26 protein-coding genes and 1 riboswitch are annotated in these 22,240 nt (G+C 34.1%); of the genes, 20 read left to right on the forward strand and 6 right to left on the reverse strand.

Annotated features, from left to right (window positions below; genetic code table 11):
* Nucleotides 1-99 precede the first annotated feature (99 nt).
* Nucleotides 100-292: riboswitch (Lysine riboswitch) on the reverse strand.
* A gap of 385 nt (nt 293-677) precedes the next feature.
* Entirely contained in the window at nt 678-1,127 is a 450-nt protein-coding gene (locus NSS74_RS08670) for a GNAT family N-acetyltransferase (RefSeq protein WP_002142337.1), read from the forward strand.
* Between the two features lie 40 nt (nt 1,128-1,167).
* On the opposite strand, the gene NSS74_RS08675 is transcribed toward NSS74_RS08670, so the two are convergent.
* Nucleotides 1,168-2,070, reverse strand: a complete 903-nt coding sequence (locus tag NSS74_RS08675; RefSeq protein WP_002127976.1) for a sulfite exporter TauE/SafE family protein — start codon at nt 2,068-2,070, stop codon at nt 1,168-1,170.
* A 207-nt stretch (nt 2,071-2,277) separates the two neighbouring features.
* Between NSS74_RS08675 and NSS74_RS08680 the strand changes: the two genes are divergently transcribed.
* The 9 genes from NSS74_RS08680 (at nt 2,278) to NSS74_RS08720 (ending at nt 10,080) form a co-directional block, all read left to right on the forward strand.
* The gene (locus tag NSS74_RS08680; RefSeq protein WP_002032964.1) at nt 2,278-3,075 is read left to right on the forward strand and encodes a VOC family protein; all 798 of its coding nucleotides are present in this window, start codon (nt 2,278-2,280) and stop codon (nt 3,073-3,075) included.
* 14 nt (nt 3,076-3,089) lie between these two features.
* A complete protein-coding gene (locus NSS74_RS08685) occupies nt 3,090-4,028 on the forward strand; it encodes an aminoglycoside phosphotransferase family protein (protein WP_002190052.1) in 939 nt (312 codons plus the stop codon).
* A 13-nt stretch (nt 4,029-4,041) separates the two neighbouring features.
* Entirely contained in the window at nt 4,042-4,785 is a 744-nt protein-coding gene (locus NSS74_RS08690) for a metallophosphoesterase family protein (RefSeq protein WP_002032968.1), read from the forward strand.
* A 143-nt stretch (nt 4,786-4,928) separates the two neighbouring features.
* Nucleotides 4,929-5,591, forward strand: a complete 663-nt coding sequence (locus tag NSS74_RS08695; RefSeq protein WP_002142335.1) for an AAA family ATPase — start codon at nt 4,929-4,931, stop codon at nt 5,589-5,591.
* A 49-nt stretch (nt 5,592-5,640) separates the two neighbouring features.
* Nucleotides 5,641-6,183: a GrpB family protein gene (locus NSS74_RS08700; RefSeq protein ID WP_002142334.1), complete on the forward strand. Its 543-nt coding sequence runs from the start codon at nt 5,641-5,643 to the stop codon at nt 6,181-6,183.
* Nucleotides 6,184-6,458: 275 nt separating this feature from the next.
* On the forward strand, nt 6,459-7,283 hold the full coding sequence (locus tag NSS74_RS08705; protein ID WP_002142333.1) for a DUF2785 domain-containing protein: 825 nt from the start codon (nt 6,459-6,461) through the stop codon (nt 7,281-7,283).
* Nucleotides 7,284-7,389: 106 nt separating this feature from the next.
* Nucleotides 7,390-8,376 carry an alpha/beta fold hydrolase gene (locus tag NSS74_RS08710; protein ID WP_002142332.1) on the forward strand — a complete coding sequence of 329 codons (987 nt, stop codon included), beginning with the start codon at nt 7,390-7,392 and terminating at the stop codon, nt 8,374-8,376.
* A gap of 34 nt (nt 8,377-8,410) precedes the next feature.
* A complete protein-coding gene (locus NSS74_RS08715; protein ID WP_002142331.1) occupies nt 8,411-9,082 on the forward strand; it encodes a response regulator transcription factor in 672 nt (223 codons plus the stop codon).
* Nucleotides 9,079-10,080, forward strand: coding sequence for a sensor histidine kinase (locus NSS74_RS08720; RefSeq protein WP_002142330.1), 1,002 nt, complete (start codon nt 9,079-9,081; stop codon nt 10,078-10,080). Before NSS74_RS08715 ends, NSS74_RS08720 begins: the two co-directional genes overlap by 4 nt.
* Before the next feature lie 315 nt (nt 10,081-10,395).
* Here NSS74_RS08720 and NSS74_RS08725 read toward each other — a convergent pair whose 3' ends face one another.
* Nucleotides 10,396-11,271, reverse strand: coding sequence for a hypothetical protein (locus NSS74_RS08725; RefSeq protein ID WP_002142329.1), 876 nt, complete (start codon nt 11,269-11,271; stop codon nt 10,396-10,398).
* A gap of 249 nt (nt 11,272-11,520) precedes the next feature.
* Here NSS74_RS08725 and NSS74_RS08730 point away from each other — a divergent pair, with 249 nt between their 5' ends.
* A complete protein-coding gene (locus tag NSS74_RS08730; RefSeq protein ID WP_002142328.1) occupies nt 11,521-11,835 on the forward strand; it encodes a DUF3892 domain-containing protein in 315 nt (104 codons plus the stop codon).
* An 80-nt stretch (nt 11,836-11,915) separates the two neighbouring features.
* Here NSS74_RS08730 and NSS74_RS08735 read toward each other — a convergent pair whose 3' ends face one another.
* Both NSS74_RS08735 and pdxR read right to left on the reverse strand, forming a co-directional pair.
* The gene (locus NSS74_RS08735) at nt 11,916-12,362 is read right to left on the reverse strand and encodes a YaiI/YqxD family protein (protein WP_002142327.1); all 447 of its coding nucleotides are present in this window, start codon (nt 12,360-12,362) and stop codon (nt 11,916-11,918) included.
* An 81-nt stretch (nt 12,363-12,443) separates the two neighbouring features.
* A complete protein-coding gene (gene pdxR, locus NSS74_RS08740) occupies nt 12,444-13,886 on the reverse strand; it encodes a MocR-like pyridoxine biosynthesis transcription factor PdxR (protein WP_002142326.1) in 1,443 nt (480 codons plus the stop codon).
* Nucleotides 13,887-14,010: 124 nt separating this feature from the next.
* Here pdxR and NSS74_RS08745 point away from each other — a divergent pair, with 124 nt between their 5' ends.
* Nucleotides 14,011-14,922 carry a DMT family transporter gene (locus tag NSS74_RS08745; protein WP_340813415.1) on the forward strand — a complete coding sequence of 304 codons (912 nt, stop codon included), beginning with the start codon at nt 14,011-14,013 and terminating at the stop codon, nt 14,920-14,922.
* Between the two features lie 33 nt (nt 14,923-14,955).
* Here the strand turns inward: NSS74_RS08745 and NSS74_RS08750 are convergent, their stop codons facing one another.
* Entirely contained in the window at nt 14,956-15,408 is a 453-nt protein-coding gene (locus tag NSS74_RS08750) for an NUDIX hydrolase (protein WP_002142323.1), read from the reverse strand.
* Between the two features lie 96 nt (nt 15,409-15,504).
* Here NSS74_RS08750 and NSS74_RS08755 point away from each other — a divergent pair, with 96 nt between their 5' ends.
* The 6 genes from NSS74_RS08755 to NSS74_RS08780 all read left to right on the forward strand — a co-directional run bounded on the left by NSS74_RS08755 (nt 15,505) and on the right by NSS74_RS08780 (nt 20,023).
* Nucleotides 15,505-15,906: a DUF3980 domain-containing protein gene (locus NSS74_RS08755; protein WP_002142322.1), complete on the forward strand. Its 402-nt coding sequence runs from the start codon at nt 15,505-15,507 to the stop codon at nt 15,904-15,906.
* A 17-nt stretch (nt 15,907-15,923) separates the two neighbouring features.
* A complete protein-coding gene (locus tag NSS74_RS08760; RefSeq protein ID WP_002142318.1) occupies nt 15,924-16,394 on the forward strand; it encodes a GNAT family N-acetyltransferase in 471 nt (156 codons plus the stop codon).
* 47 nt (nt 16,395-16,441) lie between these two features.
* Nucleotides 16,442-17,332, forward strand: coding sequence for an AraC family transcriptional regulator (locus NSS74_RS08765; protein ID WP_002142317.1), 891 nt, complete (start codon nt 16,442-16,444; stop codon nt 17,330-17,332).
* Nucleotides 17,333-17,355: 23 nt separating this feature from the next.
* Complete coding sequence (locus NSS74_RS08770; RefSeq protein WP_002142315.1) at nt 17,356-18,303, forward strand: serine hydrolase domain-containing protein; 948 nt, start codon at nt 17,356-17,358, stop codon at nt 18,301-18,303.
* A gap of 89 nt (nt 18,304-18,392) precedes the next feature.
* Nucleotides 18,393-18,692, forward strand: coding sequence for a hypothetical protein (locus NSS74_RS08775; RefSeq protein WP_000361375.1), 300 nt, complete (start codon nt 18,393-18,395; stop codon nt 18,690-18,692).
* Between the two features lie 293 nt (nt 18,693-18,985).
* Nucleotides 18,986-20,023, forward strand: coding sequence for an SDR family oxidoreductase (locus tag NSS74_RS08780; protein ID WP_340813417.1), 1,038 nt, complete (start codon nt 18,986-18,988; stop codon nt 20,021-20,023).
* Between the two features lie 60 nt (nt 20,024-20,083).
* Here the strand turns inward: NSS74_RS08780 and NSS74_RS08785 are convergent, their stop codons facing one another.
* Nucleotides 20,084-20,875, reverse strand: a complete 792-nt coding sequence (locus tag NSS74_RS08785) for a DUF4240 domain-containing protein (RefSeq protein ID WP_340813418.1) — start codon at nt 20,873-20,875, stop codon at nt 20,084-20,086.
* A 206-nt stretch (nt 20,876-21,081) separates the two neighbouring features.
* Here NSS74_RS08785 and NSS74_RS08790 point away from each other — a divergent pair, with 206 nt between their 5' ends.
* Both NSS74_RS08790 and NSS74_RS08795 read left to right on the forward strand, forming a co-directional pair.
* Entirely contained in the window at nt 21,082-21,549 is a 468-nt protein-coding gene (locus NSS74_RS08790; RefSeq protein ID WP_088009398.1) for an NUDIX hydrolase, read from the forward strand.
* Nucleotides 21,550-21,570: 21 nt separating this feature from the next.
* Entirely contained in the window at nt 21,571-22,215 is a 645-nt protein-coding gene (locus NSS74_RS08795) for an alpha/beta hydrolase (protein WP_088009400.1), read from the forward strand.
* The last annotated feature ends 25 nt before the right edge of the window (nt 22,216-22,240 follow it).

Genomic DNA, 22,240 nt, shown 5'->3' on the forward strand with positions numbered 1-22,240 from the left:
TTTCTTGTAGGTTAGGAAGGAGCGGGGGAGAAAAATACAAAAAACCGCCAAAGGAATTAGGCGGAACGTTTCACAAATAACCACCCCATCATACCCTTCCGTTAAGATAGCACACCACGTTTACACGGTAATTTTGTAAACGTGACAGTTCTGTTCCTTTCGGAGACAGCCCCAGCTCATATTTCCAGAGAAGAAATATAAACTTCGGCAACTTTTCCTTTCAAACGGAGTCAGTGACATTCGCTGTGTCTCGTCCATTTTACTTTTAAAAGTCGCAACCTCTACCTCATCGGATTGATGAGGATTTATAAATTGCTATGATTTTTAATATATGGCAATTGTAATGATTTTCTGAATATATTGCAAGGGATTTTGTTAGGAAAAGTCAAAAAATATCGGTTATTGTATAGGAAACGCTTGCAAAACTCCACCCGAACCTACTTTTATGTAACAATAAGCAAAGAAAAAATTGTTATACAAATGTTTCGCAAAAAATATTGAAAAACCCTTTAAAATTAAAAGAAAATTCAGAAAATACAATTCGACATAACTATTAAAAGGGGATTATTCCTTAAATTCGTTTCAAAGAAATAAGTATAAATCCGATAAATAGAATGAATATTCTTTTTATTTCTGATAAAATTGAGGTATTGTTTAATTGAAAAGGGGATATCATTATGAAATTAGAAACGGAAAGATTATATATAGTACCGTGTACAGAAGAATGGATTCAAATTGCGAATAATCAAGGATACAATAGTGGCCCACATATTGTAGGGCATATAGAAAATGTGAAACGAAATGTGGCTTCATTACCGTGGGGACCGTGGTATGTTATTCGGAAAGAGGATGATGTGGTTCTAGGTGATATAGGATTTAAAGGGAAACCGAATGAGCAACATACGGTAGAAATTGGTTACGGATTTATTGAGAAATATTGGAATAAAGGGTATGCAACAGAAGCAGTTAGTGAATTAATGAAATGGGCTTTTCAAACAGGGGAAGTGGAAACGATTATAGCGGAGACACTCCTTGATAATTATAGCTCTATTCGTGTCTTAGAGAAATTACATATGAAAAGAGTAAATAGTACTGAAACGATGGTCAATTGGAAAATAGAAAAATAAAAAATACCGCTCGAAGTAAATCGGGCGGTATTATTATTAATTATGGTAGCATTTGTTTTTGATCTTTCGGATAGCCGGCTGTCGATACGTTAGAACGATTGGAATGATTACGAACAGCAATAAAAATAGATATAATAACGACAAGACCAACTGCAACGTAAGAAAGTGAAATAATAGTTGGATCTACTTTAAATGTAGTAAGCAGTGTACGTATATTCGTAAAGATAATAAGTCCGCCAACGAGTACGCCAAGTAAATGAGAAGGAACGATGCGTACTAACCATGCGGCGATTGGTGCGGCAACAATACCACCAAGCATGAGGGCAAATACCCAAACCCAGCTTACTTGTTCCCAGCCAAGTGAAATGAAAAAGCCAATCGTTGCAGCGAGTGAAACAGGAAATTCACTCGTATCTACAGATCCAATAACTTTTCTAGCTTCATTTCCTCTTGCAAGAAGAACAGGTGTCGTAATCGGCCCCCAACCACCGCCGCCAGTTGAATCGACGAATCCAGCGAATAAGCCAAGTGGTACAAGTTGTTTAGCAGACATACGCTTATTTGAAGAAACAATTTGTTTTTGAATGATGAATCGTAATAAAATATAAACCCCTAAAGTAAATAAAAATATGGAAATGTACGGTTTAATTACATCACCAGGTAAATTGCTTAAAAAACATGCCCCAATAAATGCGCCAATTGCTCCTGGTAATGTAAGTCTGGAAACTGTATATTTATCAACGTTTCCAAATTTGATATGAGATGCACCAGAAGCGGCGGTTGTAACGACTTCAGCTAAATGAACTGATGCGGAAGCTACAGCTGGTGCGATACCAAACATTAATAATAGTGAGGTAGACGTTACCCCGTACGCCATACCAAGTGCGCCATCAATCAATTGAGCGAAAAATCCAATAATAGCAAAGACAATTAATTTCTGCATAAATAATCCCCCTGTAATAATAAATGAAAAAGACACTTTTCCCGTATGAGAAAAGTGCCTTTGGTTTTTCCAATCAGCAATAATTAAATTTGTTTTATTATAATACACATTAATCGTATAAATCAACTGGGTTTTAAAGTTTTTTGAATTGAACGAAAGAAAAATAAAATATACAATAAAAGGATGGAGAGAAAGGGGAGAAAGACTATGTTAGCATTTGATCATCTCGTTCACGCAGTGCATTGTACACCGGAGGAAGCGGCAAAACAAATGCAGGAGCATGGATTTCATACTGCATTAGGCGGTGAGCATACGACTTGGGGTACTTGGAATAGTTTATGTTATTTTGATTTATCATATATAGAATTTTTAGCAGTTCAGCATGAAGAAAAAGCGAAAGAAGCAGAAAATCCATTAGTACAAGAAACAGTGGTGAAATTAAAAAATGGAGAAGGGATGCTACAAATCGCAATTCGAACAGATGCAATTGAAGAACTAGCAGTTAAATTTAGTAAGCACGGCTTACATACGATAGGACCATTTGAAGGGAAACGGATGAGAAAAGATGGCCGGCTTTTAGAATGGAAAATGTTATTTGTAAAGCAAGAAGAGAATGGACCGAAATTACCATTCTTTATACAGTGGAATGAAACGGATGAAGAAAGAAGAAACGATTTACGTAAAATAGGGACGATCACTGAACATAAAAATAAAGTACAAGAAATTGAAACGATTCATTATACAGTGAAAAATGTTCGAGAAACAGTGCGGAAATGGAAAGAAGTAATGGAGCTAACTGCAAATTCAATCATACAAAATGAAGAATGGAATGCTGAGTGTCAAAGTGTATCGTTTGGTGATGTTCATGTGCAGTTTTGTGAACCAGTTGGAGAAGGGCTAGTACTAGAACGTTTGAAGCATCATGGCGAATATCCATTTGCAGTGGAGTTTAAAGGGGAAAATAAACGAGAGTATGAAGTGTTAGGTAGTTTGTTCGTATATTAATAGAGGTGAGTTTTGTGGAAGAAATGTTAAGAGAGATAGAAAGAAAACTAGAGTGGTCACGTATTGTAAAATGTACAGCAATTACAAAAGGTTTTTCACATGAAGAGAAGTATAAAATTGACCTAGAGAATCGAGAAACTTATTTTGTAAAAGTGTGTGATTCTGCTAATTATGAACGAAAACAAGAAGAATATATGTATATGAAACAATTGGAGTTATTACATATTCCAACGCCGAAGTTAATTCATTTCATAAAACTTGAGGGATTAAATAAATGTGTTCAAGTATTTGAATGGACCCAAGGTGTAAATGGTGAAGAAATCTTAAGCAAGCTATTGGTGGAAGAACAGTATAATGCAGGAAGAAAAGCAGGAGAAATATTAAAGAGAATTCACTCGATAGAAAGAGAAAGTGCAAGTAATAAATGGGAAATATTTAGGTGGAATAAGTATGAAAGGTACATAGAGGCATTAGCAGATTATGAGGTGAATTTTCTGGATTTGAAGCCAGTATTCACCTTTGTAGAACATCATAAAGATTTATTGAAAAATCGGCCTATCACATTTTTACACGATGATTACCACCCAGCAAATAGTATGATTCACAATAAAGAGTTTATCGTTATTGATTTTGGTGGATATGATTTTGGCGATCCAATACACGATTTTTATAATGTAGCGATTTTTACTACAAGAATAAGCAAACCATTTGCGGTTGGACAAGTTCACGGTTATTGCGGAGGCGATCCGTCAATCCACTTTTGGAAACTGTATTCATTATATGCAGCGATGACATTCCCAGCGGATATCGTATGGACAAACCGAACTACACCACATTTAGTAGAGGATATGAAAGAAAGATTGAACCGAATTATAGAAGATCATAATCATTTTTCATCTTATATTCCAAAATGGTATCAATCACAACATGAGGATATAATAAACAATAAATAACGGAGGGATTCATTTGGATAAAATTGCGGTAATTTCAGATATACATGGTAATATTCCGGCATTAGAATCAGTACTGAAAGATATTAAATTAAGAGGAATTGAACGTATTATTTGTCTTGGAGATTTAGTAGGAAAAGGTCCGCATTCTAGCGAAGTAATTGAAATCGTTCGTAAAGAATGTGAAGGAACCGTAATGGGAAACTGGGATGATTTCATTACAAAACCGACTGAATTTGAAGCGTTAAAATGGCATCAAAAACAATTGTCAGAAGAACAAAATGAGTATTTAAGAAGCTTACCATTTTCAATCGAGTTTTATATGAGTGGGAAACTGATTCGTATGTTCCACGCTTCACCGAGAAGTTTGTATGAAAGAATTCAACCACATGCAACAAGAGAAGAGCGTATTAGTATGTTCGAAAATAGTGAGCTCACAGAGAATATAGAAGGGGAAAAAAAACCAGATGTCGTTTGTTACGGTGACGTTCATCAGGCGTATGTGCAAAATTTTAGAGGGAAAACGTTATGTAATGCTGGTAGTGTAGGTAATCCACTTGAAATTACACAAGCTTCCTATTTAATTTTTGAAGGAACATACAATGAAAAAGAAGCAGCAAGCTTTTCGATTCAACTCGTACGTGTACCATATGATATTGAACTAGCCATCCGATTAGCTGAAGAGTTGGATATGCCAGAAATTGAGGAATACAAACAAGAGTTACGGACTGCTTTATATCGAGGTTTTAAGGGGAAATAAGGAAAATATAAATCAATAAAAATATATCTATCATAACTTAAAATATTTCAACGATTTTTTTAATATATCGATTTACCAACAAATAGCGATAAATTTAATTTACTGCAATTATATTATGTAAACAACGTACAGGAGGGAATGTCATGCTCCGAAAACAATACATGAAAGAAATTGCTGATCATATTTTAACGTTAAAATTAACCCATCCAATAAGAGTTGGAGTAAATGGTATAACAGCTTCAGGAAAGACAACATTTGCAAACGAACTGGCAGAGGAAATGAAAAATCGGGGAGTGCAAGTAATACGCACCAGCATTGATGATTTTCATAACCCGAGAGTGATTCGTTATGCACAAGGAAAAGAGTCTGCAAGAGGGTATTATGAAGATGCACACGATTATACAGCTTTCAAAGAAAGGCTATTAAAACCTTTAGGACCTAACGGGAATTTACAGTATGAAACGATTTCTCATAACTTAATAACGGACATGCCTGTACATAATACGCCGCTAGTGGCCTCGCCAACTATGGTGCTAATAGTAGATGGAACATTTTTATTGAAAAAAGAAATTGAGTATCTATTTGACTATAAAATTTTCGTAGATACAGATTTTGAGACTGCGAGAAACCGTGGTGCAGAGCGCGAGACTGAGGCTTTTGGAAGTTATGAAGAAGCAGAGAAAATGTTTATAAACAGATATCATGCGGCTTGTAAGATGTATATAGATGAGCATAATCCGAAAGAATGTGCGAATGTTATATTTCAGAATAGTAATTTTGATGATCCGGTAGTTGTATTTAAATGAATTTAAAATCGTTTATATAGCAAAAAGTTCGTGAAAGGGGATGTGTTGGGTGGATAAAAAAGATAATCCGAACGATTGGCCTGTATGGGCGAATGAGTCAGTAGAGATAGTTAATGCAAATCCTGATTGGCAAGATAAAGGACGATGTGAAGAACAGCAACTTTATGAACTGCTTACTCCTCTCGGTATTAGCAAAGTAATACATATAGGAAGTACATCCATACCTGGTTTACCTGCAAAACCTATCATTGATCTAATGGCTGAAACAGACTCATTTGATAGAGTGCTCGATATTTCAGCAAAATTGTCTATATATGATTGGCATTATGTAGGCCCGGAATTAGATGAAAGACCTTGGAGAAGGTTCTTTGTGAAAGTGAAGAATAATAGGCGTGTAGCTCACCTGCATTTAATGGTTAAAGGAACTGAGCGATGGGAGCAACAACTTTTATTTCGTAACCGCTTACGAGAAAATCCACAATTAGTTTATGATTATTCAAATCTGAAACAAGATTTAGCTAAAAGATATAACCAAGATAGAGAAGCATACACAAAAGCTAAAACAGAGTTTATTAAACGAGTTCTAAAATGATTTAATTTTTGATTGTAAATACGTTTGAATACAAATGAAAAAAATACTTTATTTTATAACTTAAACTTACATGAAATGCATGCAAACAAAGTGAGAAGCTTTGGTGTTCCAATGTATTTCCTTTTATTTCTCGGGAGAAATTTATATAATTGAATCAAGTTCATAGAAAGATAGGGACTAAAACTATATTAAAAGTCGACTTAATTTTATGAGGGAAATTACAGGGGATAAGGCGAAAAGAAGTTAAAAAACGTAAAAAGGGGACAGGAAATATAATGACAGAAGTACTAGAACTAAAAGAAGAATTACAACAAATTCAAAATAATAATTATGCTGTGCCAGAAGATGTAGATGCATATCCATATGCACAGTGGATGCTAGATTATATCGGATCACCTGATGCTGAATTACGTGATGATTTGATTTATAGTACGCTTCACAAATGGATTACAAATGATGTATTTAGACAAAAAGAATTACGAGGATTAATGTTACAAGCGATTAGTCCTGATTATTTATTTTATAAAATTGGTGAAAAGGGCACAGATTCTGTATTTAAACGTGCGTTCTCCGTATTAATTCCGCCGCTTATTTTATCTGTTCATGAAAGAGAACCACTGTTATCTGAAGAACAACTGTATAGTGTGGCAGAACAAGTTCTGGAATATGTCTATTTAGAAGAAGATGTAAGAGGTTACGTAGAAGGAAAAGGCTGGGCACATTCTACTGCACATGCGGCAGATGCACTAGATGCTTTAGCACGTACAATACAAAATCGTGAGTTTTCATATGCAATACTAGCTGCTGTTCGTCAGAAGGTTCGATTGAATGACTACGTATACATACACTTTGAGGATGAGAGATTAGTAACGCCAATTATGTCGTTGCGTAACCAAAATATTTTAACTGAAGAAGAGTGGAGCAATTGGCTACATAGTATAGCAATTGTTGAAGATATCCCACATCCTCAACATGATATTTTAGTACAAAATATTAGAGCTTTCTTAAGAAGTTTATATTTCAGAGTTTTAGAGACAGAGGGTAGTATGGCCTTTACAGATGATATATTGGAGACTTTGAAGAAATTGCGTAGGTATTAAAAATCGTCCATACTTAGAAACAAAGAGAAAATATTAATTTTGGAAAATTTATTAGAAATTTATTTTTACATTGTACCCTTTCAGTATAGGCTGAAAGGGGTGTCATATGAAAAAATTATTGAAGATAGTAAAAATTATATTTTTTGTGTGTAGTAGCATTATGTTTCTTGGAACAGGCGCTGTATTTATATATCATAACTATCAATTAAGAATGGAATCGAAATTAATAAATAATGAAGGTGAATTTGTTAATTTCAATAATAAAAAAGTGAATGTTTATAATGAGGGGAGCGGGGAGGATACGTTTGTATTTATGGCCGGATCTGGAATTGCCGCTCCTGTTTATGAATTGAAAGGCTTATATAGTAAATTTTCGAAAGAAAACAAGATTTCTGTAATTGAGAGAGCTGGTTATGGATACAGTGATGTTTTTCAAGATGATAGAGATATTGATACGATACTAGAACAAACGAGAGAAGCACTTATTCAAAGTGGAAATAAACCACCATACATTTTAGTACCACACTCTCTATCGGGAATAGAGGCTATTTATTGGGCACAAAAATATCCAAGTGAAGTAAAAGGGATTATTGCGTTAGATATTGGTTTACCTAAACAGTACGTAACTCATAAAATAGGCATGGTTGATTCATTAAAAATAAAAGGGATGAATATTTTAACGAAAATTGGTTTTCAGAGATTAGTTCCCGCTATTACTTATAATCCCGAAGTCATTAGACAATCCTTTTTAAACGAACAGGAAAAAGATATTTATAAAGCGCTTACATATAAGAGGGCTTTTAATGATGATATGAAGCAAGAGTTGTTACAAAGCTACAATAACGGTAAAAAATCAAATTCCTTATCAATCCCAAAAGAAACACCTATTTTATTTATAGATGCGATTGCTAGGCAATATAAAGATTCGAAGTATACAAAGCAAAAAAACGAAGATTATAAGGAGTTTGCTAGCAAGTTATTAATAGCTGATGTGAAAATAATTGAAGGTACACATAGTATTTATTTATACGCTCCTGATGAAATATACAAAATTGCTATGGATTTTATTAATAATAAAGTAGTAAAGAACTAAGCTATTGTTATTTTGGCGATGGAAGGTCTGCATAATGAAAAAATATAATATATTAATTGTTGAAGACGATTTGATGATAGGAGATTTATTACAAAAAATTTTGCAGCGCGAGAAGTACAAGGTGTATTGGGAGAAAGAAGGAAAGAAAGTTCTTGATGTAATTCATGAAATAGATTTAGTCATAATGGATGTTATGTTACCGGGTGAAGATGGTTATCAAATTACAAAGAAAATAAAAAAATTAGGATTAAATATTCCAATTATTTTTCTATCAGCTCGGAATGATATTGATAGTAAACTAAAAGGTTTGACTATTGGAGAAGAATACATGATAAAACCTTTTGACCCTAGAGAGTTGCTGTTAAGGATTCAGAAAATGTTAGATAATCTATATGGTACTTTCGCGCAAATTAACCATTTATTTATAGATGCAGAATATAAAAGAGTTTTCATAAAAGGTTTGCGTGATGAAGTTGCTTTTACTGCGATTGAGCGTAAAATATTCTTCTATTTATATGAAAATAGAGATAGAATTCTAACAAAAGAACATTTCTTTGATTACTTATGGCAACTTGAAGAAAGAAATCAAAATATCATGAACGTACATATAAAAAAGATCAGGGCCAAAATCGATGATAAAACAGGTAATATTATTCAAAATATTTATGGAGAAGGGTATAGACTAAATACCTATATGAAGAAATGAACTTAAAGAAAAAATATCAGTTACTACTATTCTCCGCTATTATTAGCGTACCTCTGTTATTGTTGTCGATTAGTATCTTTGTATCAGTTATTTATAATGTTGCCTTTAAAAACAAAAACAAGAACATTCCATTTCATGAATCCTTTGCATATCCTACTATGTTAATCATATTTTTATTATCACTATTAGTATTAGCTTTTTTATTTTCAAAATCGATTAACACAGTATTAAATAAAGTTAATGTATTAAATCAAACGATTCGAGATTTAGCAAGTGATAAAAAAATCCCTAATATAATAGATGTCAAAAGCGATGATGAGATGGGGGAACTGATTAGGTCGGTAAACTTGCTTATAGAAAGAACGACTTATCGAGAATTAGAACTACAACAACAGGAACAAATAAAAAAAGAACTATTAAATAAATTACGGCATGATATTAATACACCCTTAACTGCGGTTAGATTACAATTATATTATTTAGAAGGTGAGTACGAGGAACAAGCACCAGTACTTGAATCACTGTATGAGCAGATACAATATATAAGTAATTTAACTAACGAATTTAATATTCAATCTACAGAGACCTTAGAGAATACTTATATTGTGAACGATGAAGTGAATATACATAATTTAATAGAAAATATGATGAAAAAATGGAGCTATTTGTATAGCATTCATAAAATTGAATTAGTATATAATCCACAAGATAAAGAGTTGATATGGAATAGTAATGAGTTATGGATTCAAAGGCTATTTGATAACATTTTTCAAAATGTCCTTAAACATTCACAAGCTAGAAAACTTGAGATCCTCATAGGCAATGATATTGTTTCCTTTAGAGATAACGGGATTGGGTTTGATATGAATAGTAAAGGAACGGGACTCGGCTTAAAAAATATTGAAGATATATCAAAGATGTTCGATATAAAATACACTTTACAATCAAATAGTGAGGGGACTATGTTTTCATTTGAAAACACTCAAAAGAATATTTAAATTTCTAGTGTAAGTTGTATTAGTAACATCTATCATGTCGTTACAGAACCAAAAGCTTTTAACTGAAGAAGAGTGGAGTACGTTTTTTACACAGATGCTATATTGAAGATTTTGAAGAAACGACATAGATATTAAAAAGACTACCGAATTAGAGCATGTGGTTCATCACCAGATTCCATCATAAAAAAGCATTTAAACAAAGAATAAGATTTAAAAACCGATTATTTCTGTGGGTTCCCTACAAAAATAATCGGTTTTTTAGTTGAATTGAAATTTTAGAATTAATTATACACGAGCTTATATGTAACGAATTTATTAAATATGTAGTTGCGGATTTTCCTCATATAAAGTATTCACATATTGTTTTAAATTCTTGATGAATAATAGAATATCCTGACTAGGCATTCTAGCATGTTGAAGATGAAATATGTTTCCTTTTCCGATTTCTAATTCGTTTGAAGTCAAAGTAATAGGAACATTTCTAAAGGCATGCCATGGGAAATACAAGTGTACAAAAGTTTCTCTAAAATATATACCAGGTTCACAAATTAATACTCCATCGGATCCTTTACCCAAATTACCAAGGACTGATGTATCTAAAAAAGCAATGATTTTTTCTTCTTTTGGAATAATATATTTTGCTCCAATTTCCTTTAACTTTTTGTGTGAAATATGAGTATCTACAAATAAACCATTATCAGGTTCTAATAATTCATCATGCGTCTCAAACAAAGAACAGATTGATTTTATCTCATTAATTTTTATAACTGGATGTATATCATTTTTCTTTGAATTATGGAAAGAACTTATAAGAGTCATAAGTAATTCTTTAAATAACAGTGGCGGATAATCGCTTCCGCTAATATTAAAGCTTTTTTGTGCATCAAAAGATAAAAAGCCATCTTTATCAATTTCAATTTGTTGCACTTCATTTAATTGATCCCATGTCATATTCCCTGTACCTAATAACCAATTTTTCCAGTATAAACCCGAACTTGTAAAGTAAACACCATATTTTCCTGATCCAAACAAGTTACAACTTAAAAAAGCAAAAATTCGGTCATCAATTGGTATAGAAAAACGTTTTTTTGCGACTGATAAGAAATCTTTAGGGATTCTAGTAACATAAAATCTAGACTGCTGATATTCTAAACAAATATCAGTTAAACGATTAATATCTATATTCAACATGATAATTCTCCGTTTCTTAAATATTTTCGATATAATAAATTATAATATCATCAGGTAAATATTAACAGTTCGAATTCACTTATATTGCGAGCTACTCTATAAAATTTAAAAATGAATTTCTAATAGATTGAAAAAAATATGATTGGGGTAATCTCTTTGTGGTAGTGTATTTTTGTTAACTTGATGGGAAAAGTACATAAAATCAACACCTCACAACCATACTAATAAAATGTGTTGGAGGTGAAATTTATGGACAAAAAAGACTTTGAAAAAGTTTATAATGATTACTTACATCAAGGAGAAGAGCAAGCTCAATTTGAAGTAGTTCAGGAAGTTGATTCAGGAGCAGAACAAATTGTTGCCGTTCGTAAAAATGATGATGGGGATTTGATTGCTTTTAAAACAAGTAGTGGAAGAGAGTTAGATTATATTACTGCTCTTGGTGAAGCAAAATCAGGGAAGTTAGCTCATGTGGACGTATTTCATAAGTATGGTAGGGATATTATACGTAGTGAACCGGATGGTATAAAGGAAAATAATTTAGATAATTTACCTTCATTTTAAACAGGTAAACCTCAAGAAGAGAATGTTCATTTGGATATTCTCTTCTTTGTTTTGCGAAGTTTTCCTTGCAAATAGACGGTTCATTTTTTAAGTTCGATTATACTTTTAAAGAGCACTCTAAACTTCTCTTTATCTTCTGCTGTAAATGGTTTCGGTCCCTTTGTACGCTTACCGCTTTTTCGAACCATTGCACTTAAATAACGTGTTTGTAATAGCTGTTCAATGTTTTCATTCGTATACTTATAGCCTTTATGGTGTAGAACGATACAGCCTTTTGCTAAAGCGAGTGAAGCTAGACCGTAATCTTGCGTAACGATTAAATCTTCTTTTTTTGCTAACTGCATAATCCGGTAATCCGCAGCATCTGCTCCAGAATCAACATAAATTGTTTCTACACCTGCAGGTTGCTTAGCATTAGAATAATGAGAAAAGCTAGTAACGAGGGTTACAGGGATTTCTGCATTCGTAGCTTCAAAAATAATCACATCTTTTACAGGACAAGCATCTGCATCAACGTAAATTTTCATTTTTATCACTCCTAAAACTAGGTTCGAGTTGATGATAATGGTAGATTTTTCTTTTGTCAAACGAGAAAGCTTTATTTAAAGTTATTTTTCACAAACTAAAATAGCCTCACGCAAACGAGAAATTCCCTCCTCAATTTGATCAATATTTACTTTTCCATAAGACAAACGTATATAACCATCTTTCGCGCCGAAAATACTGCCTGGCATAAAGGCAATTTCTTGTTTTAAGCTTTGCATAATGAGTTGTTTTTCGTTTATCGGTTCGTTTAATTTTCCCCATATGTATATACCACCGGTTGGGCTTGAGAAAGAGATTTTATCGTGAAGTTGCTCGTTTAGGGCACGAACGATAATGTCTCTTTTTTCTGCTAGCTGTTTTCGTAACGGTACGATATGCGACTGAAATGGTACAGTTTCGAAAAATTGTTGTATAAGCCACTGCGGGAATATACTCATTCCTAATTCCATTTGGTGCCTTGCGTCTGATAACCTCTCTACTACAGACTGAGGGGCGACAAGCCAGCCAACTCGTAAACCTGGTGCAATCATTTTAGATAAGGAATGTACATAAATGACAGTTCCATTTTCATCAATAGATTTCAAAGTAGGGCAAGGTTGTTTATTTTCTAACGTAAGTAAACTGGACGGATCATCTTCCACAATCGCAATTCGTAAGTCTGCGCAAAGTGATAACAGTTTTTTTCTACGGTTTGGATGCAGCATTGTTCCCGTAGGATTTTGGAAATTTGGATTTAAAAAGATCATTTTAATACGGTGTTTTCTATATAACTCTTGCACATCATCTGGATTAATACCGTGTTCATCGACAGGTAACGGGAAAATACGAATACCTGCTGATTGGAATAGCGGTAATGAATAACAGTGTGATGGACTTTCGAAAGCGACTGCATCACCTGGGTTTAATAAACATTGTACGATAAGGTGAAGTGCTTGCTGTGCGCCAGATGTAATCATAATGGATTGTTCAGTCGCTTCAACTTTTAAATATTCCTTCATATATTTCACTACCGCTTGTCTTAGTGGGAGATAGCCTTGCGGATGATCGTAACTTAATGACTGCGTTAACGGTTGTTCTTGCAAAATCGTTTGTAGTTGATCGTGAGGATAGAGATTACAACCGAGCTCTCCATTTGCAAAATCTATAATGTTCTCATTTTGTTGTACTTCTGCCCGAATATGGCGAAGTAACGGTAAGTTTGGTAAGAAAGTACCACCTTCTACGAAATTTCTCCAATTCGGCGTTAATGTTGGAGAAACACCCCACATATGTGTACTTACACGTGTACCTTTACCGGTCGTACTTTCTACAATTCCCATAGCACGTAGTTCATTATAAGCAGTCGTTACCGTACTTCGGTTTACATTTAACTGTGTAGCTAATTTCCGTTCTGAAGGGAGGAAGCTTCCTGGAGGAAGTTCTCCGTATGTAATACGTTTCTCAATAAAGTCAACTACTTGCTGATAAATTGGGATTTTACTGTCGTTATCTAGCTTCCATTCCATACAAACGCCTCCGCAAATCTTATATACATTAAGTATAACAAATTGGCTGGGTAAAAAAACAGCCAATTGGACGGTGTTATATCCAGCCAATTTTACTATGCTAAATAGGGAAGGGGAGATTCGGATGAAACGATGGCAAATGGAATGGCTCCTAGTATCAGTAGCATTAGTATGGGGAGCAAATTATACAATTGGAAAGTATGGCGTGGCATATATGTCATCCATTCAATTTAATAGTTTACGATTTTTAGTAGCATCACCGGTATTATTACTTATTACATTTTTAATGGAACGCTCATTACGTATTGAAAGAAAAGATTGGTTACGATTACTAGCAGTCGGTATCGTTGGAACGACAATGTATCAAACGATGTTTATGCTATCTGTGAAATATACTTCAGCAACGAACGCCTCATTATTAATTGCGATGTCACCTATATTTACAGGGATATTAGCAGTATTGCACAAACAAGAACGTTTTTCGATGAAAGTGCAAATTGGTTCAATAGTAGCGTTTATTGGTGCAGCATTCGTTTTATTAACAGGGCATACGGGGGGAGCTACATACGAGTATGCGTGGCTCGGAAATGTAATTGGATTAGTCGCAGCAATTGCGTGGGGATGGTATCCCATTTTAGCGCAACCACTTATCACAAAATACTCCGCAATGAGAGTCACATCATGGTCTACTTTAATTGGAATTGTACCTCTCGTTATATACTGTTTATTCAACGTAAATACATTAACGTGGCCAGTAGATATGCCAAGCTGGGGATCACTAGCATATTCAATCGTCTTTGCGACAATCTTCGGACTTGCAATGTGGTATGTCGGTATTAGTAAAATCGGCTCAACGAAAGTAATGGTTTATATGTATCTCGTACCATTGTTCGCAGTTATCTTTGCGGCTGTAACTATTGGAGAGCAAATAAACATGATGCAACTAGTTGGCGGTCTTATTATCTTTATCGGTTTATATGTTGTAAAAAAAGGCGGAATCAAAAAGCCGGCTCTCAATTTGAAAAAAGTAAGTTAATAGTGAAAATGATCTCTTTCATGTAGAAGGAGATCATTTTTTGTTTAGTAGTAAAAGAGCTTGTTCAACAGCCCACCTTTGATGATCATGAATTAAAAGCTCTATAGCAAGCGAGGGAGACATCCACTTTAAAATATGATCTTCTTCAGAGGTTTCAGTTTGTTTATGTACTATGTTCGCAATGTAAAAGAACCCATCGTTTAAATAATATGTATCTTCCTTTTCCGCATAAAAATATCGCGCTGCATTACCGATATACTGTTCGATTTCAATTGTCCATCCTAATTCCTCGAGTAATTCACGGTGCAAACATTTTTCTTTTGTTTCATTACCTTCCATACCGCCACCTGGTAAAAAATAACGTTCTCCATTTTGAATGATAGCTATGTTTGAAGTAGTTGGATCAAAAATAACCGCATAACAGCTTGGCCGTAATACATACTGAACAGTAGGTTTTTTATAACCAAATGTGAGTTTCGAAATCATAAAACACGACCTTTCTCTATAAAATACATAAAAGGGATAATAAGGTAAATGTCGAATTATATTAAGATAATCATAGTTGATTGGAGTGATAACAAAATGATAAATCGAAAATGTTCAAGGTGTAAAGAAATAACAGGGACAATACATGGTGGTAAAAAAATTAATGAAGAATTTTTATGCGAAGATTGTCTGCAAAAAGGAATTGCGAGTGGGGAAATCGAATTATCACAAGTGGAGAAAGAACAAACTTCGTATCTTTCTATAAAAATATTAAAAATAATGAGTGTTATTTATTTAATAGTATCTATTATAACTGCTTTTTCTGCTGGAGCACTTATACAGGATCCAGGGCTTGGTGGAATATCATTTTCAATAACAGGTGCAGTTGGTGTTATGGTAATTGGATCGATATTCCAGTCTGTTCTTGTATTTTCAGGTATTTGGGTATTCATTCTGTTAGTCGAAACGGTTATTAAAATATATGAAAAAATGAAGTGAGTGAGAGGGAGAAATACATGCGAGTAAGAAACATTCAAGGGGAAGATTATGTAAAGATTCATTCTGTATTAAATGATTGGTGGGGCGGAAGAGACATGGCTAGTATGTTGCCAAAATTGTTTTTCGTCCATTTTCAAGAAACGAGTTTTATCATTGAAGAAGATGGCGAAACGTTAGGTTTTCTATGTGGTTTCTTTTCACAAACTCATAAAGATGAAGCGTACGTTCATTTTATCGGTGTAAATCCGAAGTTTAGACGAAAAGGAATCGCATCGACGTTATATTCTTATTTCTTCGATAGCGCTCGTGCAAATAACCGTAAAGTTGTAAAAGCGATAACGTCATCAGTTAATAAAAAGTCGATACGATTTCATCAAGAAATTGGTTTTAAAATTGAAGCTGGGGATGATGAGATAGATGGTGTATCCGTACATACAAATTATGATGGGAACGGCGGGAGTAGAGTTTTATTTTTAAAAAATGTGTAAAGTAGGCTGACGTAAAGTTAGCTTTTTTGTTGTGAGGAGTGATAAATATGGAGAGTTCTCAAAGTAGAAATGAGTATGTACGACGTGTTTATAAAGTACAAGACTATATAGAATCACATATAAATGATTCACTTTCAATTGAAGATTTAGCTAATGTAGCAGGCTTTTCAAAATTTCATTTTCATAGAATTTTTAAAGGGATGATGGATGAGCCGTTATCTCGGTATGTGAATCGTTTGAAATTAGAGAGGGCAACACACCTTCTTACTTATCGTACAGATATGACGATTACAGACATTGCGTATTACTTCGGGTTCACAGATTCAGCAGTTTTCTCCCGGACATTTAAAAGTTATTACGGAGTAAGTCCGTCTCACTATAGAAATAACAATAGCAAGAATTGCAAAGACGTAAGCGGAACTTCTCAATACAATGAATGTAAGAAGGTTCGAGGAAATGTTGAAATTGTAACAGCGGACGATATACACGTCGCATACATAAGACATATCGGTACATATGAAGAGTTAACGCTAGTTTTTTCAAAAATGATAGAGAAATTATTTCATTACGCAGCGGAGGAAAACTATCATGTATTTGAGGATACGAAAGTATTAACCATTTACCACGATCATCATGAATTTACTGAGGACTATCATTTAAGAACAAGTCTATGTATAACAATTCCAGATGAGTCCGCAGTAGAAACGAGCGACATTGGAATAATGGTAATACCTTCAGGCAAGTATGCGGTAGGTCATTTTGAAATATTCCAAGATGAATATAAAGGAGCATGGAATTTCTTGTACGGTGAATGGTTGCCAAATAGCGGATATAAACCGAGAGATTCGTATCCTTTCGAAGTATATAGAAATGATCCAAGGCAGCACCCGGAAAATAAACATATAGTCGATATATATGTACCTATCGAACCTTTTTAATCATAGATTAAGGGGGAAGAACGATGAAAACTGCTGAACAGTTAGATTGGATTATAAAAGAAAACTATAAAAATATAAATGGTGTATTAGTTGTACAAAAGGGTAATGTTACTTTTGAAAATTATTATAATGGTTACGGTCCAGATGATGCATGTCATGTAGCATCGGTCACAAAAACGATAATCTCTGCGTTAATTGGGATATGTATAGATAAAGGATATATCAAAAGTGTTAATCAAAAAGTAATAGAGTTTTTTCCTGAATATAATCTTAAGGCATCTGAAGTAACAGTTCGGCATCTACTTACAATGACAGCTCCATATCCTTATATAGACTGGCAGGAACCGTTAGAAGAACTATGTACACAAATGGACTGGGTGAAGTATACGTTAAATAGGGCAGGAAAAGGTGGAGAAATTGGACCTTTTAAATATTCATCGGCAGGCGCACATGTACTATCAGCAATTATTACGAGTGTAACAGGGAAAAGTGCTCGTGAGTTTGCGAACGAATATCTATTCCAGCCTATCGGCATAAGAGAAATTCCAAACTACAATATGAAAGCATTTGGATTCGATGACTTATTCGGAAAAGATGTAAAGGGATGGGTTCACGATCCAAATGGTATTTCAACTGGCGGATGGGGACTTACGTTAGCAGCTAGAGATATGGCTAAGTTTGGACAGATGTATTTGAATGAAGGTATTCATAATGGAAAGGAAATTCTTTCAAAATCGTGGGTACAAGAATCAATAGCGATGAATTCAAATCAATACGGTTACTTATGGTGGTTACGAGAAGAAGATGGGGTCTTTTCATACTGTGCCATGGGTGATGGTGGGAATATGATTTGTTGTATTCCGGAGAAGGAATTGGTGGTGGCGATTGCATCTGAGATTATACCGGAAGCGAAGGATAGATGGGGGCTAATTACGAAATATATTCTTTCTAGTGTACAGTCAAATAATTAAATTTAGTTCAAAATATGTTATTAATTGGAATTTTATACCATGTTTTTTGCTATTATATATAAGTAAGAGATAGAAAGAGATTTCACTAGATGGATAAAAGACGTTGTTTGAAAGGTGAGGGTATGATGACAAAGTCTAATGTTGTAGAAATCATTTCAGCTTTAGTAGCTATTATCGGTGTGTATGTACTAATAAATGCACCAGAAATGGGGAGTAAGGCAACAAGTGAATCTGTTGCAGAGCAGGGCGGTCATATGGATACAAGTACGTATTTAGCTTTATTACAAGGATACGGAAATTCTTATACAATTCTAGGCGCGACTTGTTTATTTATGGGGTTGCTCAGTTTAATTTCGATCATTTCAATTCAAGTATATAAAAGTAAATAGAGGTTGAAAAAACAATGCTCCTGCCAAATTGACAGGAGCATTGCTCGTATAAATAAGTATTTTCGTAGATGTGTACTTATCACTATGACTTAGTTGAAATATTTTTCAACCCCTCTTTATCGTCTTCATTACTGTCGAATTCGATAAAAAGTTATGTCACAAGTTGCAAATTTGGATGACGTTATATTAACTATAGAAAAAAATGAAAAATACCCGTAACTTTTTACAAGGGAAAATCGTTAAACAAAAGAAACGGTTTTTAATCATGCGCTTGATTGAATGGGGGAAAAAGAATGAAGATTCTAATACTGGGCGGTACACGTTTTTTAGGAAGGGCTTTCGTAGAAGAGGCTTTGAATAGAGGGCATGAAGTTACATTATTCAACCGTGGAACAAATAAAGAAATTTTTCCTGACGTAGAGCAGTTAATTGGTGATAGAAATGATGATGTTTCAAGTTTAGAAAATCAAAAATGGGATATGGTCATAGATACATGTGGATTTTCTCCTCATCACATTAGGAATGTAGGAGAAGTACTTAAAGATAATATAAAGCACTATACATTCATCTCAAGCCTTTCCGTATATAAAGATTGGATCCCGCATCACATAAAAGAAGATTATAAATTACTACCTGAACCACCAAGTGATAAGGTGAAAGCTGTAGAGAATGGTGAAGTTTCTCCTTATGAGTATTACGGTGCGCTGAAAGTATTATGTGAAAAAGAAGCAGAGAAGTATTGGCCGGGGCGTGTTTTACATGTAAGAGCAGGACTTCTTTCAGGAATGTTTGATTATACAGATCGACTTCCATATTGGGTTCAGCGTGTAGAAAAGGGAGGAGAAGTGTTAGTGCCTGGAAGAAAAGACCATCCAGTACAGTTCGTTGATATAAAAGATGTCGCAAGCTTTGGGCTAAACATGGCAGAAAACAATAAAGTAGGTACATTTAATGTAACGGGTCCGAATTATGAATTGACGATGGAAGAACTATTAAATACGTGTAAAAAGGTAACGAATAGCGATGCTGAATTCGTTTGGATCGATGAATCATTTATGAATGAGAATAAAGTACAGCCATGGACGGAAATGCCATTATGGCTTCCCGAAACTTTTTCATTAGAAGGTGAAACAGATCCGTGGAAAGGTGGATTCTCTATTAATATAGAGAGCGCAGTTAAAGAGGGTCTTACTTTTAGAAGTTTAGAAGATACTGTTACAGACGTGTATGAGTGGATGAAAGAAACGAAACATAGGGAATTAAAGGCAGGTATTTCAATTGAAAGAGAAAAGGTGCTGTTAGATAAGTGGTATGAAATAAAGAGAGGTTAAATAAGAATCCTATGAAAAAAAGGACTCTGTCTATTGGTTAAACAGAGTCCTAATATTAGTCTACCACTCAATCGGATCTTCCCCGTATATTTCCCATAACTTAGGAAACATCTTTTTCAAACCTTCTTCGTCATCTTCATCCCAGTCTAACTCGATAGCAACTTCCTCAAATGCTTCATTTGATAAGACATGGTATAGTGTAAAGTATGTATCATCTTCATCCCCAGTCTTCTCCATATATACTTCTTGACCGAAGTATAGCGTAAGTTCTTCAATTTCTGGAACATCATACTCACTCAAATTTTCTAATACAGGAATTAACCGTTCAGGATCTTCAATACATGCTTCGTAAGTCTCCTTTCCTTGATATAATAACCATCCACGGAAATAATCAAAGCTATCATCCGAACAACCGCCCATAATTATATAAGCAGCCGCCCATAAGTGAGACGTATAGGAAGCTTTTAAAATATGGTGCATATGTGTGTCAAAAGCTACAATTTCATGTACTGTACGTTTAGCAAGGTGAGAAGTGAGCCATTCTATTTGTTCTTCTTGGTCTTCGCCTTTCGTTTTTACACGAGCGATTATCTCCCAAAATTCTTCTTCTGTTATCGTTTTTTCTTTTATGTAATCTTCCCCTAGAATAGGGTCGGTATATCCTTTTTTTCGTTTGGAAGCGATTAGTTTGTTAGCTTCTTTTATGCATTCTTCTTCTGTTTCAAATTCTTTCGCTTTCACACTACCAGCTGTGCCAATTTTTCCGTAAAACACAACGTAGTCTCTATCTTTCACAACGATTTTCCAAAACTTATTTGATTTCTCAGTTTGCTGGATTAATAACGTTTCCATTCGTACCCCCATATTGCTTTTCTAGTATGCATTGTGATTGTAACATATGTATAAATACCTGTAATGACGAAAAGGTAAGTGTAGTTTTCGGAAAGTTCGAAAATCATTGAATGCAATAGAAAAATTTAGTAATCTTATTTGTACAGCACATACATAATAGTTTTGTAATGATTTGATATTTAAATAATATATAGGGGGCATTCAGGATGGATCTTACGTTTAAAGTAGAAGAAACATGTTTTAATTACCGAGTCGGAGCAATTTGTAAATATGATAATAAAATACTTATCCTTCAAGATGAAGGTGAAGAGTATTGGTACGTACCAGGCGGAAGAGTGAAAATGCTAGAAAATAGTGAAGATGCGTTAAAACGAGAGCTTGCAGAAGAACTAGGCGTACCTATTGAAGTGAAGAGATTAATATGGTCAGTAGAAAACTTCTTTACACTTTCTGAGCGAAAGTTTCATGAGATTAGTTTTTATTATGAAGTAGAATTGCATGAATTACCTGCAAATGGGGCGGATCAATATATTCTTGAAGAAGAAGGTAGAAAATATTTATTTAAGTGGGTGCCGGTAGAAGAGTTAGATGCATATAACTTACAGCCAGCGTTTATAAAAGATAAAGTAAAGGATGTATCAGTTCATACAGAACATATCGTGTTACAAAAGTAAGCGTGCTTGGAGGGGAAAACGGTGAAGGGGACTAAAAAAGAGATACATATAGATGATAAAGTCATTCGTTACACACATATCGAAAAAGGTTCTAATACAATTTGTTTTATGTTCTCAGGTTCAGGCTACAATTATGACAAGCCGTTATTTTATTATGCAACGATGCTTATGCTTGAAAATAAAATAGATGTAGTACATATTCATTATTCCTACGATGGACAATTAATGGAAAAACCAATGGAAGAAGTAACGAAAGTAATGGTGGATGATATTAATCCTATCATTAATGAAGTGCTAAGAAATGGACAATACAACGATTCGATGTTTTTAGGAAAATCACTCGGAACAATCCCGATTGCGAATGATTTAATGAAGAGAGAAGAATACTTACAGTCAAAAATGATATTACTTACACCTTTATTGACGTTTGATTCGATTTTTGATTCGATCTTACATAGTCGTCACGACGGGCTTTTAGTAATTGGAGATAAAGATCATCAATACAATGCAGGTCAAATTGAGCAATTAGATCAATCGAATTTAAAAATCGAGGTTGTGAAGAACGCAAATCATTCTGTAAATATTGGGGGATTTGAAACGGAAAATTCAATTGAAGCTATAGCGAAAGTAATAGAAAAACTTAAAGAAGTTGTTAGGACAAATTAATTTAAGTTTCAATACATGCAAAAAG

Origin of the sequence: Bacillus sp. FSL E2-8868, assembly GCF_038005505.1 — a bacterium.
Taxonomy (GTDB): Bacteria; Bacillota; Bacilli; order Bacillales; family Bacillaceae_G; genus Bacillus_A; species Bacillus_A mycoides.

Bases quoted from the DNA above. Each gene is read 5' to 3' on its own strand.
- NSS74_RS08670 (WP_002142337.1), top strand. From the start codon at position 678: ATGAAATTAGAAACGGAAAGATTATATATAGTACCGTGTACAGAAGAA.
- NSS74_RS08675 (WP_002127976.1), bottom strand. From the start codon at position 2,070: ATGCAGAAATTAATTGTCTTTGCTATTATTGGATTTTTCGCTCAATTG.
- NSS74_RS08680 (WP_002032964.1), top strand. From the start codon at position 2,278: ATGTTAGCATTTGATCATCTCGTTCACGCAGTGCATTGTACACCGGAG.
- NSS74_RS08695 (WP_002142335.1), top strand. From the start codon at position 4,929: ATGCTCCGAAAACAATACATGAAAGAAATTGCTGATCATATTTTAACG.
- NSS74_RS08705 (WP_002142333.1), top strand. From the start codon at position 6,459: ATGACAGAAGTACTAGAACTAAAAGAAGAATTACAACAAATTCAAAAT.
- NSS74_RS08710 (WP_002142332.1), top strand. From the start codon at position 7,390: ATGAAAAAATTATTGAAGATAGTAAAAATTATATTTTTTGTGTGTAGT.
- NSS74_RS08715 (WP_002142331.1), top strand. From the start codon at position 8,411: ATGAAAAAATATAATATATTAATTGTTGAAGACGATTTGATGATAGGA.
- NSS74_RS08720 (WP_002142330.1), top strand. From the start codon at position 9,079: ATGAACTTAAAGAAAAAATATCAGTTACTACTATTCTCCGCTATTATT.
- NSS74_RS08725 (WP_002142329.1), bottom strand. From the start codon at position 11,271: ATGTTGAATATAGATATTAATCGTTTAACTGATATTTGTTTAGAATAT.
- NSS74_RS08730 (WP_002142328.1), top strand. From the start codon at position 11,521: ATGGACAAAAAAGACTTTGAAAAAGTTTATAATGATTACTTACATCAA.
- NSS74_RS08735 (WP_002142327.1), bottom strand. From the start codon at position 12,362: ATGAAAATTTACGTTGATGCAGATGCTTGTCCTGTAAAAGATGTGATT.
- pdxR (WP_002142326.1), bottom strand. From the start codon at position 13,886: ATGGAATGGAAGCTAGATAACGACAGTAAAATCCCAATTTATCAGCAA.
- NSS74_RS08745 (WP_340813415.1), top strand. From the start codon at position 14,011: ATGAAACGATGGCAAATGGAATGGCTCCTAGTATCAGTAGCATTAGTA.
- NSS74_RS08750 (WP_002142323.1), bottom strand. From the start codon at position 15,408: ATGATTTCGAAACTCACATTTGGTTATAAAAAACCTACTGTTCAGTAT.
- NSS74_RS08755 (WP_002142322.1), top strand. From the start codon at position 15,505: ATGATAAATCGAAAATGTTCAAGGTGTAAAGAAATAACAGGGACAATA.
- NSS74_RS08760 (WP_002142318.1), top strand. From the start codon at position 15,924: ATGCGAGTAAGAAACATTCAAGGGGAAGATTATGTAAAGATTCATTCT.
- NSS74_RS08765 (WP_002142317.1), top strand. From the start codon at position 16,442: ATGGAGAGTTCTCAAAGTAGAAATGAGTATGTACGACGTGTTTATAAA.
- NSS74_RS08770 (WP_002142315.1), top strand. From the start codon at position 17,356: ATGAAAACTGCTGAACAGTTAGATTGGATTATAAAAGAAAACTATAAA.
- NSS74_RS08775 (WP_000361375.1), top strand. From the start codon at position 18,393: ATGGATAAAAGACGTTGTTTGAAAGGTGAGGGTATGATGACAAAGTCT.
- NSS74_RS08780 (WP_340813417.1), top strand. From the start codon at position 18,986: ATGAAGATTCTAATACTGGGCGGTACACGTTTTTTAGGAAGGGCTTTC.
- NSS74_RS08785 (WP_340813418.1), bottom strand. From the start codon at position 20,875: ATGGAAACGTTATTAATCCAGCAAACTGAGAAATCAAATAAGTTTTGG.
- NSS74_RS08790 (WP_088009398.1), top strand. From the start codon at position 21,082: ATGGATCTTACGTTTAAAGTAGAAGAAACATGTTTTAATTACCGAGTC.